Here is a 17,389-nt window from a genome sequence, read left to right as displayed (position 1 = left end):
AGGTTAGACAAAATGAGTGAAAAGAAGATCAATTTATTGGATCTTGATCGTAAAGCATTAAGAGCGCTATTTACCGAAATGGGTGAAAAGCCATTCCGTGCTGATCAATTGATGAAATGGATTTATCATTTTGGCGTTAGTGACTTCGAAGAAATGACGAACATTAACAAAGCATTGCGCGCTAAATTGGCTGCTAAATGTGAAATCGTTGCACCTGCCATTTCAAGCTATCAAAAGTCAGCAGACGGTACGATTAAGTTCGCGATTAATGTGGGTGACGGTCAAGAAGTTGAAACCGTTTATATCCCTGAAGATGACCGCGCAACCTTATGTGTGTCTTCTCAAGTGGGTTGTGCACTAGAGTGCACATTCTGCTCAACAGCCCAACAAGGCTTCAACCGTAACCTTACTGTTGCTGAAATTGTTGGCCAAATTTGGCGCGTTGCTGACTTTATCGGTTTTGTTAAAGACACCGGCGAGCGTCCAATTACTAACGTTGTTATGATGGGCATGGGTGAACCACTGCTTAACCTTAAGAACGTCATCCCTGCAATGGACATCATGCTTGATGACTTCGGTTTTAGTCTATCTAAGCGCCGAGTAACGTTATCTACATCTGGTGTCGTTCCAGCGCTTGATAAGCTAGGCGATGCATTAGACGTTGCATTGGCTGTGAGCATTCACGCGCCAAATGATGAGCTACGTGACGTATTAGTACCAGTTAACAAGAAGTACCCATTAGAAGAGTTCTTAGCGGGTATTCGTCGTTATATTGCTAAATCAAATGCTAACCGCGGCCGTGTTACCGTTGAGTATGTGATGCTTGACCATATCAATGACAGCACAGATCAAGCGCACGAATTAGCTAAATTGATGAAAGATACGCCTTGTAAGGTTAACTTAATTCCGTTTAACCCATACCCAGGTTCGCCTTATGGACGTTCATCTAACTCGCGTATCGATAGATTCTCGAAAGTGTTGATGGAATACGGTCTAACCGTTATTGTGCGTAAGACTCGTGGTGATGATATTGATGCGGCATGTGGTCAATTAGCGGGTGATATTCGCGATAGAACAAAACGTTTAGCAAAAAAACAAATGCAACAGAGTCAAATTTCAGTCACAATGAACTAACTCTTTGTATCTAATGGTAGATAGGCTAAGCAATGAAACAGAGTAAGGTGATTGTACCCATAGTATTGATATTGTCATCAATGGTGACAACAGGCTGTGTTACTCAAGATACTTATACAGGTACTAATACACCGGTTTCTGAGCGAAAAATTAATAAAGAAGCTGCAGCGCGTCAGCGGGTGCAACTTGGCTTAACTTATTTACAAAAAGGCAATAGCGAGCAAGCCAAAGCAAATCTAGATCGAGCTTTGGCATTTGCACCTGATCTCGAAGAGGTGCATATTGCCTTTGCGTATTACTATCAGTCAGTAGGCGAGCTCGAAAAGACTGAGCAAGCCTACAGACAAGCAATCAATTCAAGTAACGTAACGGGTGACGCCTACAATAATTTCGGTGCATTCTTGTGTCAGCAAGAAAAATACACTGAGTCTGAAAAGATGTTTTTAGCGGCAGTCGATCAACCCTTATACACTCGTTCGGCTTCGACCTATGAAAATTTGGGAATTTGTAGCCGAAAAGCAAGTCAGATTAGTCAAGCACAGCAATATTTTGCGATGGCATTAAAGTACGATCCTAGAAGACGCACCTCATTAATCGAATTAACTGAAATCGATTATGAAGAAGGCAGATATATTGATGCGAAAAGTCAGTTATCTCGCTACCACAGAGTTGCAGCCGAGTCAGCGACCAGTCTGGCACTTGGGATTAAAATTGAACAAGGTTTGAGCGACGACGAAGCCGTAAGACGATTTGGTATCTTACTACTGGCAAAGTTTCCACAGTCAGTTCAAGCCAAAGAATATCGGGCTAGCATGCATTAATGAAAAATGAACAAAATCAAGAGCCCAGCTTAGAAAATGAAAGCCTAGTGGATGAGCCAACGCTCACACTGGGCGTTTTGCTAAAAGCAGCCCGTGAAAATAAGGGCTTGTCGGTAGAGGCGATTGCATCACAGTTGCACTTGCGCCCAGCAATCATTGAAGAGATTGAGGCTGATAACCTAAAAGGGGTTGGCGCAGCGACTTATGTGCGTGGTTATGTCAAAAACTATGCTCGTGCGGTGCAAGCAGACCCATTTAGCGTACAAGAATGCTTAGACAAGCAGCTTGAAGATGACGAAAAGCCGTCAATGCAAAGCTTTTCACGTAAGACGACTCGCCAAGCCCGCGATGGTCGTTTAATGGCCCTGACCTATATCATAGTGTTTGTGTTACTGGCTCTAATGGTATTGTGGTGGTTCCAAAAGTCATCAATGGAAACAACAGTTGATTATTCTCAGCCTACGGTTGAGGAGGTTGCAGCCTCGGTTGAAAGCGGTCTACCTAGCCCAATTGAAGTGTTGCAAGGTAGCGAAGCTGAGCAAGCTGATGTGTCGACTGCAATAAATGAATTAGACGGTTCAGTACCGGCTGCACAAGAGGTGGTTACTGAAACAGTATCAGAAGCGCCTAAAGTCGATGCAACTCCAGTTGTTATCGTGTCAGAGTCGACTCCAGCGGCTGCCGACAGTAGCACTGCCATCACGGCTGTTGATACAAACGACAGCGACGCCTCGACTTTAACGCTAAACTTAACAGGTGACTGCTGGATTAAAGTGACCGACGCTGACGGCAATGTGCTGGTAAGCGATCTAAAAAAGTCGGGCAATCAACTTAACCTAGTGGGGGCAGAGCCTTTTGCTGTGACCCTAGGCGCCCCTCAGGTAGTCAATATTCAACTAAATGGCGCAGCAATTAAGTTGGATGCACAGAAGTATCCTAGCGGAAAAGTTGCCAAGCTAAGCTTGCCATTCGCTGGGTAATATCAGATCACAGAGCACAAAGACGATGTATAACGAATCTCCTATTATCAGACGTAAATCGAGCCGTATCTATGTCGGTAATGTCCCTATTGGTGATGGTGCGCCAATTGCGGTGCAGTCAATGACCAATACACGCACTACCGATGTCGAAGCGACCGTAGCTCAAATTAGAGCGTTAGAAAATGTCGGTGCTGACATTGTGCGTGTTTCAGTACCAACAATGGACGCAGCTGAAGCGTTTAAATTAATTAAACAGCAAACCAATGTGCCTTTGGTCGCTGATATCCATTTTGATTACCGTATCGCCCTTAAAGTGGCTGAGTACGGTGTGGATTGCTTACGTATTAACCCAGGTAACATCGGTAACGAAGAGCGTATTCGTAGTGTGGTGGAGTGTGCCCGCGATAAGAATATTCCTATTCGTATCGGGGTTAACGGCGGTTCATTAGAAAAAGATCTAATGGATAAATATAAAGAGCCAACACCTGAAGCCTTGCTTGAGTCAGCCATGCGTCACGTGGACATTCTTGACCGTTTGAACTTCGACCAGTTTAAAGTCAGTGTTAAAGCGTCAGATGTATTCTTAGCGGTTGAGTCATACCGATTGTTAGCGAAGCAAATCATACAACCGCTGCACTTAGGTATTACCGAGGCTGGCGGCGCACGTGCAGGTTCAGTGAAATCAGCCGTGGGGCTAGGTATGCTGCTTGCTGACGGTATCGGCGACACATTGCGTATTTCGCTTGCGGCCGACCCAGTTGAAGAGATTAAAGTCGGTTTTGATATCTTAAAGTCGTTACGTATTCGCTCACGTGGGATTAACTTTATTGCGTGTCCATCATGTTCACGCCAAGAGTTTGATGTGATCTCAACCGTTAACGAGCTTGAGCAGCGCCTTGAAGATATCGTCACACCAATGGATGTATCAATCATTGGTTGTGTGGTTAACGGTCCTGGTGAAGCATTAGTTTCAGATATTGGCCTCACTGGCGGTAATCGTATGAGTGGTTACTACGATGACGGTGTGCGCCAAAAAGAGCGCTTTGACAATAACAATATCGTTGACTCGCTAGAAGCTAAAATTCGCGCCAAAGCCGCCATTGTGGCAGGTCGTATTCCGGCTCAAGATTTAAATAAGTAAGTACAATTGCATCACAAGCCTGCTCTGCAGGCTTGTGATTTTTTATGGCTGAATCCAGCAGTTGTACGTTTAGTCCCGAAACGCCTATAATGCGAGGCGTTTTTTAATTTTTATATAGCAAATTTGACGAGTCGAATAGTGGCAAAACAGATCCAAGCGATTCGCGGAATGAACGACATTCTGCCGACCCAAAGTCCTTTATGGCAAAAACTTGAAACCGTATTACGTGAAACAGTAGGTTCATACGGTTACAGCGAAATTCGTACTCCTATCGTTGAAAGTACAGATCTCTTTAAGCGCTCTATCGGTGAAGTAACTGATATCGTTGAAAAAGAGATGTATACCTTTGAAGACAGAAACGGTGATAGCTTAACCCTACGTCCTGAAGGCACTGCCTCTACCGTTCGTGCGGGTAACGAGCACGGTTTGCTATATAACCAAGAGCAACGCTTGTGGTACATGGGACCTATGTTCCGTCATGAACGTCCACAAAAAGGCCGTTACCGTCAATTCCACCAGTTTGGTGTTGAAGTATATGGGATCCCAACTGCTGATATCGACGCAGAAGTATTGATGCTATCTGCCAAGCTATGGGAAAAATTAGGTATTACAGAACACGTAACACTTGAGTTAAATACTTTAGGTGATACAGAAGAGCGCGCGGCATACCGTGACGCACTGATTGCTTTCTTAGAGCAGCACAAAGACGTCTTAGATGAAGATAGCCAACGTCGTATGTACTCTAATCCACTGCGTGTTTTAGATTCTAAAAACGCTGACGTACAGGCACTCTTAGCGGATGCGCCAGTATTAATGGATTACTTCGGTGAAGATACACGTTCACATTTTTCACATTTATGTGAACTCTTAGAGGCTGTCGGCATCCAATACACAATCAATCCTCGCCTAGTGCGCGGTTTAGATTATTATAATCGCACGGTTTTTGAGTGGGTCACATCAAGCCTAGGCTCGCAAGGTACTGTATTAGCCGGTGGTCGCTATGACGGTCTTGTTGGTCAACTTGGTGGTAAGCCGACACCTGCTGTTGGTTTTGCAATGGGCCTAGAGCGCATTGTATTACTACTGCAAACCCTTGAGCTTGATAAAGACATCGGCCCTGAGGTTGATGTATACGTAACAGCAATGGGCGATAACTGCCGAGTTGAAGCGATTAAGATCGCTCAAGAATTAAGAGGAAGCTTGCCAAATGCTAAAGTGATGAGTCATTGCGGTGGTGGTAACTTTAAAAAGCAAATGAAGCGAGCTGATAAGAGTGGTGCTTCAGTGGCGCTAGTTATTGGTGAAGATGAAGTCGCTAATAACCAAGTTGCAGTGAAACATCTTCGCGAAGATAAAGCACAAGAATTGGTTGCCCGTGATGCATTGGCGGCTTATATTGCAGAACTGATTTAAAAGGGGAAGACTTAAGTGGAAATCTATAGCACAGAAGAGCAACAAGTAGATGCTATCAAACAGTTCTGGAAAGATTACGGCACATCAGTAGTTATTGGTGCTGTTGTCGGTTTAGGTGGATTATTTGGTTGGAACTATTATTCTGACCACCAAGTGGCTCAAGCTGAAGCCGCGTCTGAGTCATTCCAAGCATTAAGCAGCCAAAACACTGCTGATGCGGCAATGCTAAGCGCAGCTGAAAGCTTTGCTAAAGAGCACGGTCAAAAAGGTTATCAATCATTGCTTGAGCTATTAGTAGCGAAATCAGCAGTTGAAACTGGCGATCTGGCTAAAGCAGAAGCGACGTTGAAGACAATTATTGCGACCAATGTTGACAGCAGCATTGTCCTTATCGCAACTATGCGCCTTGCACGAGTACAAGCTGAGCAAGGTCAATACGCCACAGCAATTGCAACATTAGATCAAGTGACAGATGTTGCATCAGCTGCGCAGCGTGATGAACTAAAAGGTGATTTCTTAGTTCGCCAAGGTGAAACAGAGAAGGCAAAGATTGCCTATCAAACTGCGGTAGAAAATGGTGGCACTATGACAAGTCCAACATTGCAAATGAAGCTTGATAATCTGAATAAGGCATAAGGAATCTGCCCATGAAGTCTTGGTGCAAAACGCTGCTCGCATGCGGCATGAGCTTAGGTATGCTATCGGCGTGCTCATCTAGTGATGTAGAAGAAGAGCCGGTAACACCGCTTAGCGAAATTGAAGCAAGTGTGTTTCCAGAAGTAAGCTGGAGCGCAAATGTTGGTGATGGCGTAGGTGATTACTATTCACGTCTACGTCCTGCAGCACGTTACGACAAACTGTTTGTTGCTGACCGTTACGGTAAAGTAGAAGCATTCGATGAAGTAACTGGCGAGCGCGTTTGGCAAAATGACTTTAGTTCAGCGTTTAGAGAAAATGCGCTAGCTAAAAACAAAGGTGCACGTTTATCCGGTGGAGTAACTGCAGCGCGTAACAAGATTTTTGTGGGTGGTGAAAGTGGCCTGTTAGCGGCATTTGACGAAGCAACTGGCGAAGCGGTTTGGCATGTGATTGCTGGCGGCGAGCTATTATCTGCACCAACAGTGGGTGAAGATGTTGTTGTGGTCAATACCGGTGCCGGCACACTTGAAGCATTTGACGTAGACGATGGTACTCAGCAGTGGGTTTATGAAAATCAACTGCCAACCTTAACGCTACGTGGTACAGGTGCAGCTTCGTACGAAGCAGGTGGATTCTTTGTTGGTACTGCTGATGGTAAAATAGCAGTAGTGATTAAAAATAATGGTCAGGCTGCTTGGGAACAAGCGATCTACACCCCAACGGGAGGCAATGAGTTCTCGCGTATGGCTGATGTAGATATGAAGCCGCTATTAGTGGGTGAAAACCTATACGCTGTTAGCTATAACGGTAACTTGGTCTCAATGGAAATGCGAACTGGCCGTGTTGTTTGGTCACGTAGTTACTCAAGCTTCCATGAGTTAGCTTATTCAGGTGCAAGCCTGTTTGTAGTTGATGATCATAGCCGTGTTTATTCTGTTGATAGACGAAATGGTCTAGAGTTATGGAATAATGCAGAATTAGCTAACCGTGATTTAACCGCTCCAGTGTCTTTTAAAGACTACGTGGTAGTGGGTGATTTTGAAGGCTATCTTCACTTCTTAAATAAGTCAGACGGTCAAATCGTTGGACGCGTAGAAGTGGATAGTTCTGGTTTATACAGTCAGCCATTAGTTGTTAACGACAACCTATATGTGCAGACGCGTGGTGGAAAAGTGGTTCGAGTAACACTTCCGTAAGCCAAGTCGATAAGCGATGATAAGGCCCCTGGATGTGTATCCGGGGGCTTTTTAGTTATTAGAAAATGAGTAATAGAGGCAATTAAATGATTCCTGTTGTGGCCCTAGTTGGGCGACCAAACGTTGGTAAGTCGACCCTTTTTAACCGACTTACCCGTACCAGAGATGCGCTTGTCGCTGACTTTCCTGGGCTAACTCGGGATCGTAAATACGGCCGAGCACATCTTGCAGGTTATGAGTTCATCGTGGTTGATACCGGCGGTATTGATGGCACGGAAGAAGGGATTGAAACTCGCATGGCCGAGCAATCTCTAGCTGCGATTGAAGAAGCAGACGTAGTGCTATTTTTGACCGACGCTCGCGCCGGTTTAACCGCTGCCGATCTTGCGATTGCTCAACATTTACGTAGCCGTGAAAAGACAACTTTCGTTGTGGCTAACAAAGTTGACGGTATCGATGCAGACTCTGCCTGTGCTGAGTTCTGGTCATTAGGTCTGGGTGAAGTTTACCAAATGGCTGCTGCCCAAGGCCGTGGTGTCACCAACATGATCGAATATTCTTTAGCGCCATATGCAGAAGCAATGGGCATTACTAAAGAAGAAGACGGTGATGATGACGAAGAAGAGCGTGAATACACCGAAGAACAAGCAGAAGCTGAGCAAAAACGTCTACAAGACTTGCCAATTAAGCTTGCTATTATCGGTAAGCCAAACGTAGGTAAATCAACGCTAACTAACCGTATTTTAGGTGAAGAACGCGTTGTTGTTTATGACGAGCCAGGTACTACTCGTGACAGTATTTACATTCCAATGGAGCGTCAAGGCCGTGAATACGTATTGATTGACACCGCTGGTGTGCGTCGTCGTAGTAAGGTACATGAAACCGTTGAGAAGTTCTCAGTGATCAAAACCCTAAAAGCAGTTGAAGACAGTAACGTAGTGTTATTGGTTATCGATGCTCGTGAAGGTATTGCTGAGCAAGACTTAGGCCTATTAGGCTTTGTGCTTAACGCTGGCCGCGCATTAGTGATTGCAGTAAACAAGTGGGATGGTATTGATCAAAACGTTAAAGATCGCGTTAAGAGCGAGCTTGACCGTCGTTTAGGCTTTATCGATTTCGCCCGTATCCACTTTATTTCAGCACTTCACGGTACGGGTGTGGGTCACTTGTTTGAGTCTATCGAAGAAGCGTATGACAGTGCCACGCGCCGCGTAAGTACTTCTATGCTGACGCGTATCATGCAGATGTCACAAGACGATCACCAGCCACCATTGGTTAACGGTCGCCGTGTTAAGCTTAAGTACGCTCACGCCGGTGGTTACAACCCACCAATCGTGGTTGTACACGGTAACCAGGTTAAGAAGCTTCCAGACTCTTACAAGCGTTATATGATGAACTACTTCCGTCGTTCACTGAAAGTGATTGGTACGCCAATCCAGTTGCGCTTCCAAGAGGGCGGTAACCCGTTTGAAGGCATGAACAGCAAGAAACTTACTGTGAGCCAAGAGCGTCGCCGTAAGCGTATGGTTGGTCATATTCGCGATAAGAACAAAGATTAATTTGTGTTTTAGTTTGAGCTTGCTTGAACTAGCCAAATGATATTTAAAAGGAACCTTAGGGTTCCTTTTTTGTTGTCTCGGCTTTGAGGGCGTTGTTCGCTAGTTCAAGTGCGCCGTAGGTTAGCGTTTGATGATGTTGGCTTTATACCAATTAGTATAAGAAGTTGATCTACTCAGAGCATTTTTGGCAAACTAATTCAAGGCGGGTAACTGAAAGAATGGTTGCTCCCTTGTGAAGTTATTCAACGCAGAAGTAGGCAGCCAAAAACGCTCCAGAATGGCGAGTTTTAGCGACTCTGATACTGCGTTAACAAGCTTAAACGTAGAAAAACTATGCTCTTCACTCGTTGCCTTGTCTCAGTGCCGCTAAACTCTCGCTGAGTGACCAAATCTTTATACTAATTGGTATTGTTATCATGAATGATGCTAGCATTCGGCACTACTGAACATAGATTAACGGATTAATATATGAAAACAGCTATTTTCCTCCCAGCTTTACTTATTTCCACCTCTTTAACGTTATCAGCAGAGCCCCTCACGCAGCAACAAATTGATATGACTGTTGAGTTTTCAGTTAATAGCATGAAGGCTGACGGAACCTTTAAAGAGATGTCGAGTTGCTTAAACACATCAGAGATAAAAGCTGAAGCAGCCTTTGGTGATGTGATGGCTGTATGCTTGAAACTTGATAATGGTGCTGAGAACGACGATCAGCTTACCGCTTGCCTTTTATCTAAATATGCCGCTGAACTCGGTGTATCTGAAGAGCAGATGCTTTTATGTGCTGATGAACTTGAAGAGGACGAAAATAGTGAGATTGACAGTGAAGATGAGTATTAAATTAATATCTTCTACGTCGCTAGAATCAAGTGACTGACTGTTGTTTCTAAAACGACAGTTTTCGGGGGACAAGGATGCCTCTTACAGCTAGATAACTGTACTTTTTGTAAAATGTTCAATAACAGTTATCAGCTGTGATTGCTGCTTGCCTGATACCCAATCACGGTTGAATAAATAGCAAATGGATTCAGCTAAAGTAATTTGATGCAGATTCGATTCAAAGCCGGTTAATAGCCTAAAGCAGGCTGACTCTAATGTTTGTTCTGTTGCACTATTTGACGCGTGATAGTTAATTTCAGGCTTATCTGCGTTATCTTCAAATTTCCAGTGACACTGCTCATCTAGATTTATTAGCAGTTGCTGGAAAGTCGCAACAGGTATTTGGTCTTCTACTCGTAAAATTGACGCTAGAGCAATCAGGTTATGCCCCCAAAATCCAGGTTGTTGCAGTGCGTTTTGCATTACTGTTTGGGCGTTAATGTGTACAGGTTTGTGGTAGTTATCTGCGACAGGATATGACTGATGGTTATTGCCGTAGAAAGTTGCTGTTACAAACTCACAGAAACGTTCAATGAACCTTAGCTTTTGACTTTCAGTGTTAATAAGCTGCCAAGCTTGCTTAAAGGCAATGAGTACAGAGACGTTATGGCTGAGGTATTCATTTTGCTCGGTACATTGCTCAAAGTAATAACTAAATATCTCATTAGCATCGCTTTGATTAAACCAGTTTTGCATGGTGAAGTAGGCATAGGGATAGATAGCATGGGCTAAAACCCAGTGGCGTCGGCGTGAGATGGGTTCAAAGGGCATTGAGTCGGGTTTAAGGATTGCTAAGTCAAAGTTAGGCTCCTCTAACTCGATCAGTTTGTGAATTTTTTGCCAGTCATTTTCAGGCCAATCAAATTGCGCTTTTAGCGATTCAATAGCGAGATAGCATTTTAGTGCATGTTGTTGGTGAATCGCTGCAATTCTAGTGAGTACGTCATCCATGATTAGACTCCGACAATGAGTGAAAATAGACTTAACCATGCTAGCTGTACGCCATAAGATAGACGCTGATAGATACCAGGGTTAGTTTGCTGTTTCACGGCTCTGGCCATTGCTAATAAGTAGTAGATAGCCAGGATAACTGAGATAGCGGAAAAGATTCGAAAGTACAAAGGGATGATTGCTGAGCTAGGGACAAAAACGATTAATATCGGGGCTATGAGCAACGTAAGTAGCATAATAAACCCTGCCCAAGAATGTACTTTGCAGTTAAATGTGGGGTGGTTAGTGAAAGGGTCTGCATCCATGGGGAAGTAGCCTGCAACCCATGTTGTAATCCCATGTAAGATGATTAATCCACCGCTGATACTCACTAAAATATCAGCATTAGGCAGCTGTACTAGATACCAGCCAAATAAGCAGAACAGTATGCCGAGTGGATAGTTATTGATGATTGGTGACAGCTTTTGGGTGGGACTACCGCTCGCGCCTAACTCACTGCAAAACTGTTTAGCGTGGCTATAGCCGGGGTAAAACAGCCCTGCGATATACACGCCGACAACAATCCATATTGTTGCAATTCCCCCTGAGTAAGACGCTAAACTGGTAAACATCATTATTTCCTTGTATAGATGATTAACTACTGAATAAATTTCAGGTTAAACGGGGGGGCTACGCTTTGTTACTTAGCAGCTACTCAATATTTGGTGACCTCGAGAGGCCTCTATAGGTAGTATCACTCGATAATGTTTTTAAGCCGAATAAATAACGCGTTGTTTTGAATGGCTTGATTAAGAAGTAACAAATAGTTGAACAGACAAAAATGGAACTGATAAGTAGGCTGCAAATTTTAACGAAGATCCCTGCTTCCCATTGAATAATATAATAGGCAAGTACAACTATCACAGTTTGGTGCAGGATATAAAAAGGGTAAATTAAGTTGTTTGCGGTGAGGAGCCAATTTGGTGTGCTTGTGCATAAAGCACTGGCATATCCAATTAGCACTAATAAACCAGACCAAGAAACAAGTGTGCAAACTAACCACCATAATTGCCAGCGTATATCTAAAGGGATGTACATGCTGATGTCAGGCTTATAGTAATAACAATACAAGAGTAAAGAGCTGAAAAGGAACCACTTTAAATTAGTCGCTCTATTGTGAACTAGATTTTCCCATATAAGAGAATCTCTTATAAAGCACATACCGGCAAGAAAGAAGAATAGATAGAATAAAGACACTGTTAAGTTGTCAATACTGTGGCTCTGTGATGGCATAAGATATGACAAGCTAAGCCTAAGTATTAATAGTGGGAGTACGAGAGAGAAAAGACCATGTTTATTACTTGTAACTCTCTGTAATACTTTGATGGTTTTGGAGCCAACTTTGCTATTTAAGGCATAATGTATGGCCGGGGCTAAAAGCATGAATGTGATTAGGAATTCAATAAACCACAGGTGGTTAGCCTCAAAAGAAAATACTAGGTGTTTATATGCATCGAACAGACTTTGATAATCACTGATATTTTCATAGTAAATTTGGGGCGGTACGACAAATACCATACCAATAATGAATGGGACAAATAATCGGTGGAATTTGCTCTTGATAAAAGCACTGATGGTTGTTCTCTGTAAAAGGATTAAGCTACCTGCACCGGCAATAAAGAACAGTGTCGGTAAACGTAACTGTTCAAAATACACCATAATGTCATCAAGTAGTTTACTCGACTCTGTATTCATTATATGCCAGTCATCGCCATTAAATGGCATTAACACGTGGTGAGTGAATACTGCTAGGATCAAAATAACTCGCAGCCAATCTAATTCAGAATATCTATATCGTTCCATTCACACAAATACCTTCCGTGGTCATCTTTATCTAAAAATATGTTAAATGTTTGTACCAATCATACATTGTTTTTCAAATACTTGCTAAGCAGCTGACACACTTACCCTTAGTCTAAAGATATAGTTTTAAGCTAAGAGTATTTACTCACTTCAATCACAGTAGAAGTCACATTGCCATCACGCAGGCGTGTTGTTAATGTATCGCCAATATTCGTATCCGAAGCTTCTTGTACGACTTTACCTTCACCCGTAAGAGTTATGCTGTAACCACGGCTTAGGGTAGCCAACGGGCTAACGGTTTCTAATTGTTGTGCGCGGTGAGCAAGGCGCTGCTCACTCATCTTTAATTTATCATCCATGGCATCATTGAGCTTTGCGCTTAAATAGCTCAACCGCTGCGTTTCAAGAGTAAGGCGATGCTGCGGTGATTGATTAGCTAGACGGTTACTTAAATTTTGCTGCTTTAAAGTATGTGCATGTAACTTAGTTTGCATGGCTTGTTGTAAACGTAGCTGCATTTCATCAAAGGTTTGCTCATACATCTGCAGGCGACGCTGTGGATCTTGCTTTTGTAGGCGATGCTCAACAGTTTGCACTTGGCTTTGTTTCTTTAATTGATAATGTTGCCAAGCCTGTTTGAGACGAGAAAGCTGAGCCAACAATTTTTGCGCTTTATTGTCAGCATCTTTTGATAACAGCTCTGCACCTGCTGATGGCGTTGGCGCGCGCAGGTCAGCGACATAATCACTGATGGTCATATCCACTTCATGACCAACGGCAGATACAACAGGAATACCACTGTTATAAATAGTGTGGGCTAACCCCTCGTCGTTAAAGCTCCATAAATCTTCGAGAGAACCGCCACCACGAGTCACCAGCAATACGTCAACTTCGGCTCGTGAGTTCGCTAGATGAATGGCATCACAAATACTTTTTGCTGCGTCAGTGCCTTGCACCGGGGTAGGGTAGATGATGACTTCAATCGATGAATCTCGGCGAGCAAGCACATGCAAAATATCGCGAATAGCAGCGCCAGTCGGCGATGTCACTACGCCAATTTTTTGAATGTTAGCGGGAAGCGGGCGTTTGGTGTCAGTGGCAAATAAACCTTCTGCCGCCAGCTTCATCTTTAACGCTTCATATTGCTGCGCGAGTAAACCGTCACCTGCGGGGAGCATAGATTCAATAATTAATTGGTAATCACCGCGAGGTTCATAAACGCTGATATTACCTTTAACTAATACTTGTTGACCGTTGGCAGGGCGAAAGGTCACCGCCTGATTGCGGCCTTTAAACATAGCGCAGCGTATTTGTGAGAAATTGTCTTTAAGCGTTAAATACCAATGACCAGAGCCCGGCGCCGCAAAGTTTGAAATTTCAGCATTAAGCCAAATTCGGCCAAGCTGACCCTCTAAAAGTTGTCTTACTTCGCCATTAAGGCGAGAGACGGTATAAACATCATTTTTTGGGGTTTTCATAATTTTTTACACACAAATGCGATTTAATGTCTATTTTCCATTTACCAACCCATATATGCAAGGTATAATCTCGCCGCAATATTTCACCTCTAATTCCTACTCTCTTGGGGAGATGTTGCATGTTAAGATTGAAAAAAGAAGCGCTTACTTTTGATGATGTGTTGCTGGTTCCAGCGCACTCTACCGTCCTCCCAAATACAGCTGTTTTAAAAACACGCCTGACGAATAAGATTGAGTTGAACACTCCAATCGTGTCTGCTGCTATGGATACCGTTACCGAAGCTCGTTTAGCTATTGCTATCGCGCAAGAAGGTGGCCTTGGTTTTATCCATAAAAACATGACGATTGAGCAGCAAGCTGAAGAAGTTCGCAAAGTAAAGATTTACGAAGCGGGTATCGTTCAGCAGCCAGTAACAGTGACACCATCAACCACATTAGCAGATCTTAAGGCATTGACCGAAAGAAACGGTTTCGCAGGTTACCCTGTTGTAAACGATGCAAATGAGCTTGTTGGTATTATTACTGGTCGAGACGTACGTTTTATCACTGATTGGTCTCGTACTGTCGATAAAGTGATGACCCCTAAAGAGCGTCTAGTAACCGTTCCTGAAGGCACTAAGTTAGATGAAGTTCAAAAGCTTATGCATTCTCACCGCGTTGAGAAAGTATTAGTTGTTGATGACAACTTCAAGCTTAAAGGTCTTATCACTGTTAAAGATTTCCAAAAAGCAGAGCGTAAGCCAAATGCATGTAAAGACGAGTTAGGTCGTTTACGTGTTGGTGCAGCTGTTGGCGCTGGTCCTGGTAACGAAGAACGTGTTGATGCCCTAGTATTAGCTGGCGTTGATATCTTGCTTATCGACTCTTCACATGGACATTCAGAAGGCGTGTTACAGCGCATTCGTGATACTCGCGCTAAATACCCTGACTTACAAATCGTTGGCGGTAACGTAGCAACAGCAGAAGGTGCGTTAGCACTTGTTGAAGCGGGCGTTAACGCAGTTAAAGTCGGTATTGGTCCTGGCTCTATCTGTACTACACGTATTGTTACTGGTGTTGGTGTACCGCAAATTACAGCTGTATCTGATGCGGCTGCAGCGGTTAAGCACTTAGACATTCCTGTTATTGCTGACGGTGGTATTCGTTTCTCTGGTGACCTTGCTAAAGCATTAGCTGCTGGCGCATCGTGCATCATGGCGGGTTCTATGTTCGCTGGTACTGATGAAGCGCCAGGTGAAACTGAACTTTATAACGGCCGTGCTTATAAGTCATACCGTGGTATGGGCTCACTAGGCGCCATGACCCAAACTCAAGGTTCGTCTGACCGTTATTTCCAAAGCGATAACGCAGCAGACAAGCTAGTACCAGAAGGTATTGAAGGTCGCGTAGCTTACAAAGGTAAGTTAAAAGAGATCATTCACCAGCACATGGGCGGCCTACGTTCATGCATGGGCCTAACAGGTTGTGCAACGATTAAAGAGCTAAATGAGAAAGCTGAATTTGTGAAAATCACTGCAGCGGGAATGGGCGAGTCTCATGTTCACGACGTGACAATTAGCAAAGAAGCACCGAACTATAGCACTCGTTCTTAATTTAGTGTTTTAGATATTAAAGGCGACATATAGAGTCGCCTTTAAATTAAGCCAAATAGACAACTCAAAGAGTGTTGCTGTTTGGTTAGTTAACAATGTTGAATATAGAGATAAGGTACCCCATGAGCAACATTCATGAGCATAAGATCCTCATTTTAGATTTTGGATCGCAATACACTCAACTGATCGCCCGTCGCATTCGTGAAATCGGTGTGTATTGTGAACTTTGGGCTTGGGATGTTTCTGAAGAGCAAATTCGTGAATTCGCTCCAAACGGCATTATCTTAGCCGGTGGCCCTGAAAGTGTTACCGCTGAGAACTCACCACGTGCACCTGAATATGTGTTTAACGCTGGCGTACCTGTACTAGGTATTTGTTACGGCATGCAAACCATGTCTGAGCAGCTTGGTGGTAAAGTTATTCAAGGTGTGGGTGAAGGCGAGTTTGGTTATGCGCAAGTAGAACTACAAGCTGAATCAGCGCTATTTAAAGCGATTGAAGATGCAGTTAGCGAAACTGGCAAGCCACTACTTGACGTATGGATGAGCCACGGTGACAAAGTATCTGAAATCCCAGAAGGTTTCGTTGCAGTTGCTAAGACTGAAACTTGCCCATTTGCAGCTATGGCAAATGAAGACAAGCAGTTCTACGGCGTGCAGTTCCACCCTGAAGTGACTCACACTCGTCAAGGTAAGCGTATGCTTGAGCATTTCGCCCTTGAGATCTGTGCTTGTCCAGCAAACTGGAAACCTGCTTCAATTATTGAAGATGCGGTAGAGCGCTTAAAAGAGCAGATCGGTGATGACGAAGTTATCTTAGGTCTATCTGGTGGTGTTGATTCATCAGTAGTTGCTATGCTTTTACACCGCGCAATTGGTGACAAGCTAACATGTGTATTTGTTGATAACGGTCTACTACGTCTAAACGAAGCGCAGCAAGTTATGGATATGTTTGGTGACCACTTCGGTCTGAACATCGTCCATGTTGATGCTGAAAACCGTTTCCTAGATGCAATGGCTGGCGAAGCTGAACCTGAAGCTAAGCGTAAGATCATTGGCCGTGTATTCGTTGAGATCTTCGATGAAGAATCAAAGAAATGCGTTAACGCTAAATGGCTTGCTCAAGGCACTATCTACCCAGACGTTATCGAGTCTGCTGGTAGCGCAACAGGTAAGGCACACTGCATTAAGTCACACCATAACGTTGGCGGTTTGCCAGATGATATGGCAATGGGCCTGGTTGAGCCATTACGTGAACTGTTTAAAGATGAAGTGCGTAAGATTGGTCTAGAGCTAGGTCTTCCATACGACATGCTTTATCGTCACCCGTTCCCAGGACCAGGTCTTGGCGTACGTGTTCTTGGCGAAGTAAAGAAAGAATACTGTGACTTGCTACGTCTAGCTGACGCGATTTTCATCGAAGAGCTACACAAAGCTGATCTTTATAATAAAGTAAGCCAAGCATTTACTGTATTCTTACCTGTTCGTTCTGTAGGTGTAATGGGCGACGGTCGTAAGTACGACTGGGTTGTTTCACTACGTGCAGTTGAAACTATCGACTTTATGACAGCGCATTGGGCACACTTACCTTATGATTTCCTAGGTCGTGTATCTAACCGTATTATTAACGAAGTTGATGGTATTTCACGTGTTGTTTACGACATTTCAGGTAAACCACCAGCAACGATTGAGTGGGAATAATGGCTCACGCCTAACCCATTAACGTTGAGACCTACATAGGTCTGAATGATATCGATAATAAAAA

At 43.8% G+C, this 17,389-nt stretch carries 15 protein-coding genes; 11 read left to right on the top strand and 4 right to left on the bottom strand.

Annotated elements, in window-relative coordinates:
• The first annotated feature begins 12 nt into the window (after positions 1-12).
• The 9 genes from rlmN to L2748_RS06195 all read left to right on the top strand — a co-directional run bounded on the left by rlmN (position 13) and on the right by L2748_RS06195 (position 9,723).
• Complete coding sequence (rlmN, locus tag L2748_RS06235) at positions 13-1,134, top strand: dual-specificity RNA methyltransferase RlmN (protein WP_220781155.1); 1,122 nt, start codon at positions 13-15, stop codon at positions 1,132-1,134.
• 32 nt (positions 1,135-1,166) lie between these two features.
• Entirely contained in the window at positions 1,167-1,955 is a 789-nt protein-coding gene (gene pilW, locus L2748_RS06230; RefSeq protein WP_220781154.1) for a type IV pilus biogenesis/stability protein PilW, read from the top strand.
• Positions 1,955-2,935: a RodZ domain-containing protein gene (locus tag L2748_RS06225; RefSeq protein ID WP_220781153.1), complete on the top strand. Its 981-nt coding sequence runs from the start codon at positions 1,955-1,957 to the stop codon at positions 2,933-2,935. The genes pilW and L2748_RS06225 overlap by 1 nt, the downstream gene beginning before the upstream one ends.
• A 25-nt stretch (positions 2,936-2,960) precedes the next feature.
• Positions 2,961-4,076 carry a flavodoxin-dependent (E)-4-hydroxy-3-methylbut-2-enyl-diphosphate synthase gene (gene ispG, locus L2748_RS06220; RefSeq protein ID WP_220781152.1) on the top strand — a complete coding sequence of 372 codons (1,116 nt, stop codon included), beginning with the start codon at positions 2,961-2,963 and terminating at the stop codon, positions 4,074-4,076.
• 138 nt (positions 4,077-4,214) lie between these two features.
• Positions 4,215-5,489, top strand: a complete 1,275-nt coding sequence (hisS, locus tag L2748_RS06215; RefSeq protein WP_220781151.1) for a histidine--tRNA ligase — start codon at positions 4,215-4,217, stop codon at positions 5,487-5,489.
• A gap of 15 nt (positions 5,490-5,504) precedes the next feature.
• Positions 5,505-6,125, top strand: a complete 621-nt coding sequence (locus L2748_RS06210; RefSeq protein WP_220781150.1) for a YfgM family protein — start codon at positions 5,505-5,507, stop codon at positions 6,123-6,125.
• Positions 6,126-6,136: 11 nt separating this feature from the next.
• On the top strand, positions 6,137-7,324 hold the full coding sequence (gene bamB / locus L2748_RS06205) for an outer membrane protein assembly factor BamB (RefSeq protein ID WP_220781149.1): 1,188 nt from the start codon (positions 6,137-6,139) through the stop codon (positions 7,322-7,324).
• A gap of 86 nt (positions 7,325-7,410) precedes the next feature.
• Positions 7,411-8,883, top strand: coding sequence for a ribosome biogenesis GTPase Der (gene der / locus L2748_RS06200; protein ID WP_220781148.1), 1,473 nt, complete (start codon positions 7,411-7,413; stop codon positions 8,881-8,883).
• A gap of 468 nt (positions 8,884-9,351) precedes the next feature.
• The gene (locus tag L2748_RS06195) at positions 9,352-9,723 is read left to right on the top strand and encodes a hypothetical protein (RefSeq protein ID WP_220781147.1); all 372 of its coding nucleotides are present in this window, start codon (positions 9,352-9,354) and stop codon (positions 9,721-9,723) included.
• An 87-nt stretch (positions 9,724-9,810) separates the two neighbouring features.
• Here the strand turns inward: L2748_RS06195 and L2748_RS06190 are convergent, their stop codons facing one another.
• From L2748_RS06190 to xseA, 4 genes are all read right to left on the bottom strand, one after another.
• Positions 9,811-10,713, bottom strand: a complete 903-nt coding sequence (locus L2748_RS06190) for a hypothetical protein (protein ID WP_220781146.1) — start codon at positions 10,711-10,713, stop codon at positions 9,811-9,813.
• A 2-nt stretch (positions 10,714-10,715) separates the two neighbouring features.
• Positions 10,716-11,324 carry a DUF998 domain-containing protein gene (locus tag L2748_RS06185; RefSeq protein ID WP_220781145.1) on the bottom strand — a complete coding sequence of 203 codons (609 nt, stop codon included), beginning with the start codon at positions 11,322-11,324 and terminating at the stop codon, positions 10,716-10,718.
• 79 nt (positions 11,325-11,403) lie between these two features.
• The gene (locus L2748_RS06180; protein WP_220781144.1) at positions 11,404-12,555 is read right to left on the bottom strand and encodes an acyltransferase family protein; all 1,152 of its coding nucleotides are present in this window, start codon (positions 12,553-12,555) and stop codon (positions 11,404-11,406) included.
• Positions 12,556-12,686: 131 nt separating this feature from the next.
• Positions 12,687-14,033: an exodeoxyribonuclease VII large subunit gene (xseA, locus tag L2748_RS06175; protein ID WP_220781143.1), complete on the bottom strand. Its 1,347-nt coding sequence runs from the start codon at positions 14,031-14,033 to the stop codon at positions 12,687-12,689.
• Positions 14,034-14,152: 119 nt separating this feature from the next.
• Between xseA and guaB the strand changes: the two genes are divergently transcribed.
• Complete coding sequence (gene guaB / locus L2748_RS06170; RefSeq protein ID WP_220781142.1) at positions 14,153-15,625, top strand: IMP dehydrogenase; 1,473 nt, start codon at positions 14,153-14,155, stop codon at positions 15,623-15,625.
• 122 nt (positions 15,626-15,747) lie between these two features.
• The gene (guaA, locus tag L2748_RS06165) at positions 15,748-17,325 is read left to right on the top strand and encodes a glutamine-hydrolyzing GMP synthase (protein WP_220781141.1); all 1,578 of its coding nucleotides are present in this window, start codon (positions 15,748-15,750) and stop codon (positions 17,323-17,325) included.
• The last annotated feature ends 64 nt before the right edge of the window (positions 17,326-17,389 follow it).

It is taken from the genome of Shewanella sairae (assembly GCF_023283535.1).
GTDB lineage: Bacteria > Pseudomonadota > Gammaproteobacteria > Enterobacterales > Shewanellaceae > Shewanella > Shewanella sairae.
The sequence above is the reverse complement of the archived record's forward strand: the minus strand, read 5'-3'. Positions and strand labels throughout refer to the sequence as shown.

Bases quoted from the DNA above. Each gene is read 5' to 3' on its own strand.
- rlmN (WP_220781155.1), top strand. From the start codon at position 13: ATGAGTGAAAAGAAGATCAATTTATTGGATCTTGATCGTAAAGCATTA.
- pilW (WP_220781154.1), top strand. From the start codon at position 1,167: ATGAAACAGAGTAAGGTGATTGTACCCATAGTATTGATATTGTCATCA.
- L2748_RS06225 (WP_220781153.1), top strand. From the start codon at position 1,955: ATGAAAAATGAACAAAATCAAGAGCCCAGCTTAGAAAATGAAAGCCTA.
- ispG (WP_220781152.1), top strand. From the start codon at position 2,961: ATGTATAACGAATCTCCTATTATCAGACGTAAATCGAGCCGTATCTAT.
- bamB (WP_220781149.1), top strand. From the start codon at position 6,137: ATGAAGTCTTGGTGCAAAACGCTGCTCGCATGCGGCATGAGCTTAGGT.
- der (WP_220781148.1), top strand. From the start codon at position 7,411: ATGATTCCTGTTGTGGCCCTAGTTGGGCGACCAAACGTTGGTAAGTCG.
- L2748_RS06195 (WP_220781147.1), top strand. From the start codon at position 9,352: ATGAAAACAGCTATTTTCCTCCCAGCTTTACTTATTTCCACCTCTTTA.
- L2748_RS06190 (WP_220781146.1), bottom strand. From the start codon at position 10,713: ATGGATGACGTACTCACTAGAATTGCAGCGATTCACCAACAACATGCA.
- L2748_RS06185 (WP_220781145.1), bottom strand. From the start codon at position 11,324: ATGTTTACCAGTTTAGCGTCTTACTCAGGGGGAATTGCAACAATATGG.
- L2748_RS06180 (WP_220781144.1), bottom strand. From the start codon at position 12,555: ATGGAACGATATAGATATTCTGAATTAGATTGGCTGCGAGTTATTTTG.
- xseA (WP_220781143.1), bottom strand. From the start codon at position 14,033: ATGAAAACCCCAAAAAATGATGTTTATACCGTCTCTCGCCTTAATGGC.
- guaB (WP_220781142.1), top strand. From the start codon at position 14,153: ATGTTAAGATTGAAAAAAGAAGCGCTTACTTTTGATGATGTGTTGCTG.
- guaA (WP_220781141.1), top strand. From the start codon at position 15,748: ATGAGCAACATTCATGAGCATAAGATCCTCATTTTAGATTTTGGATCG.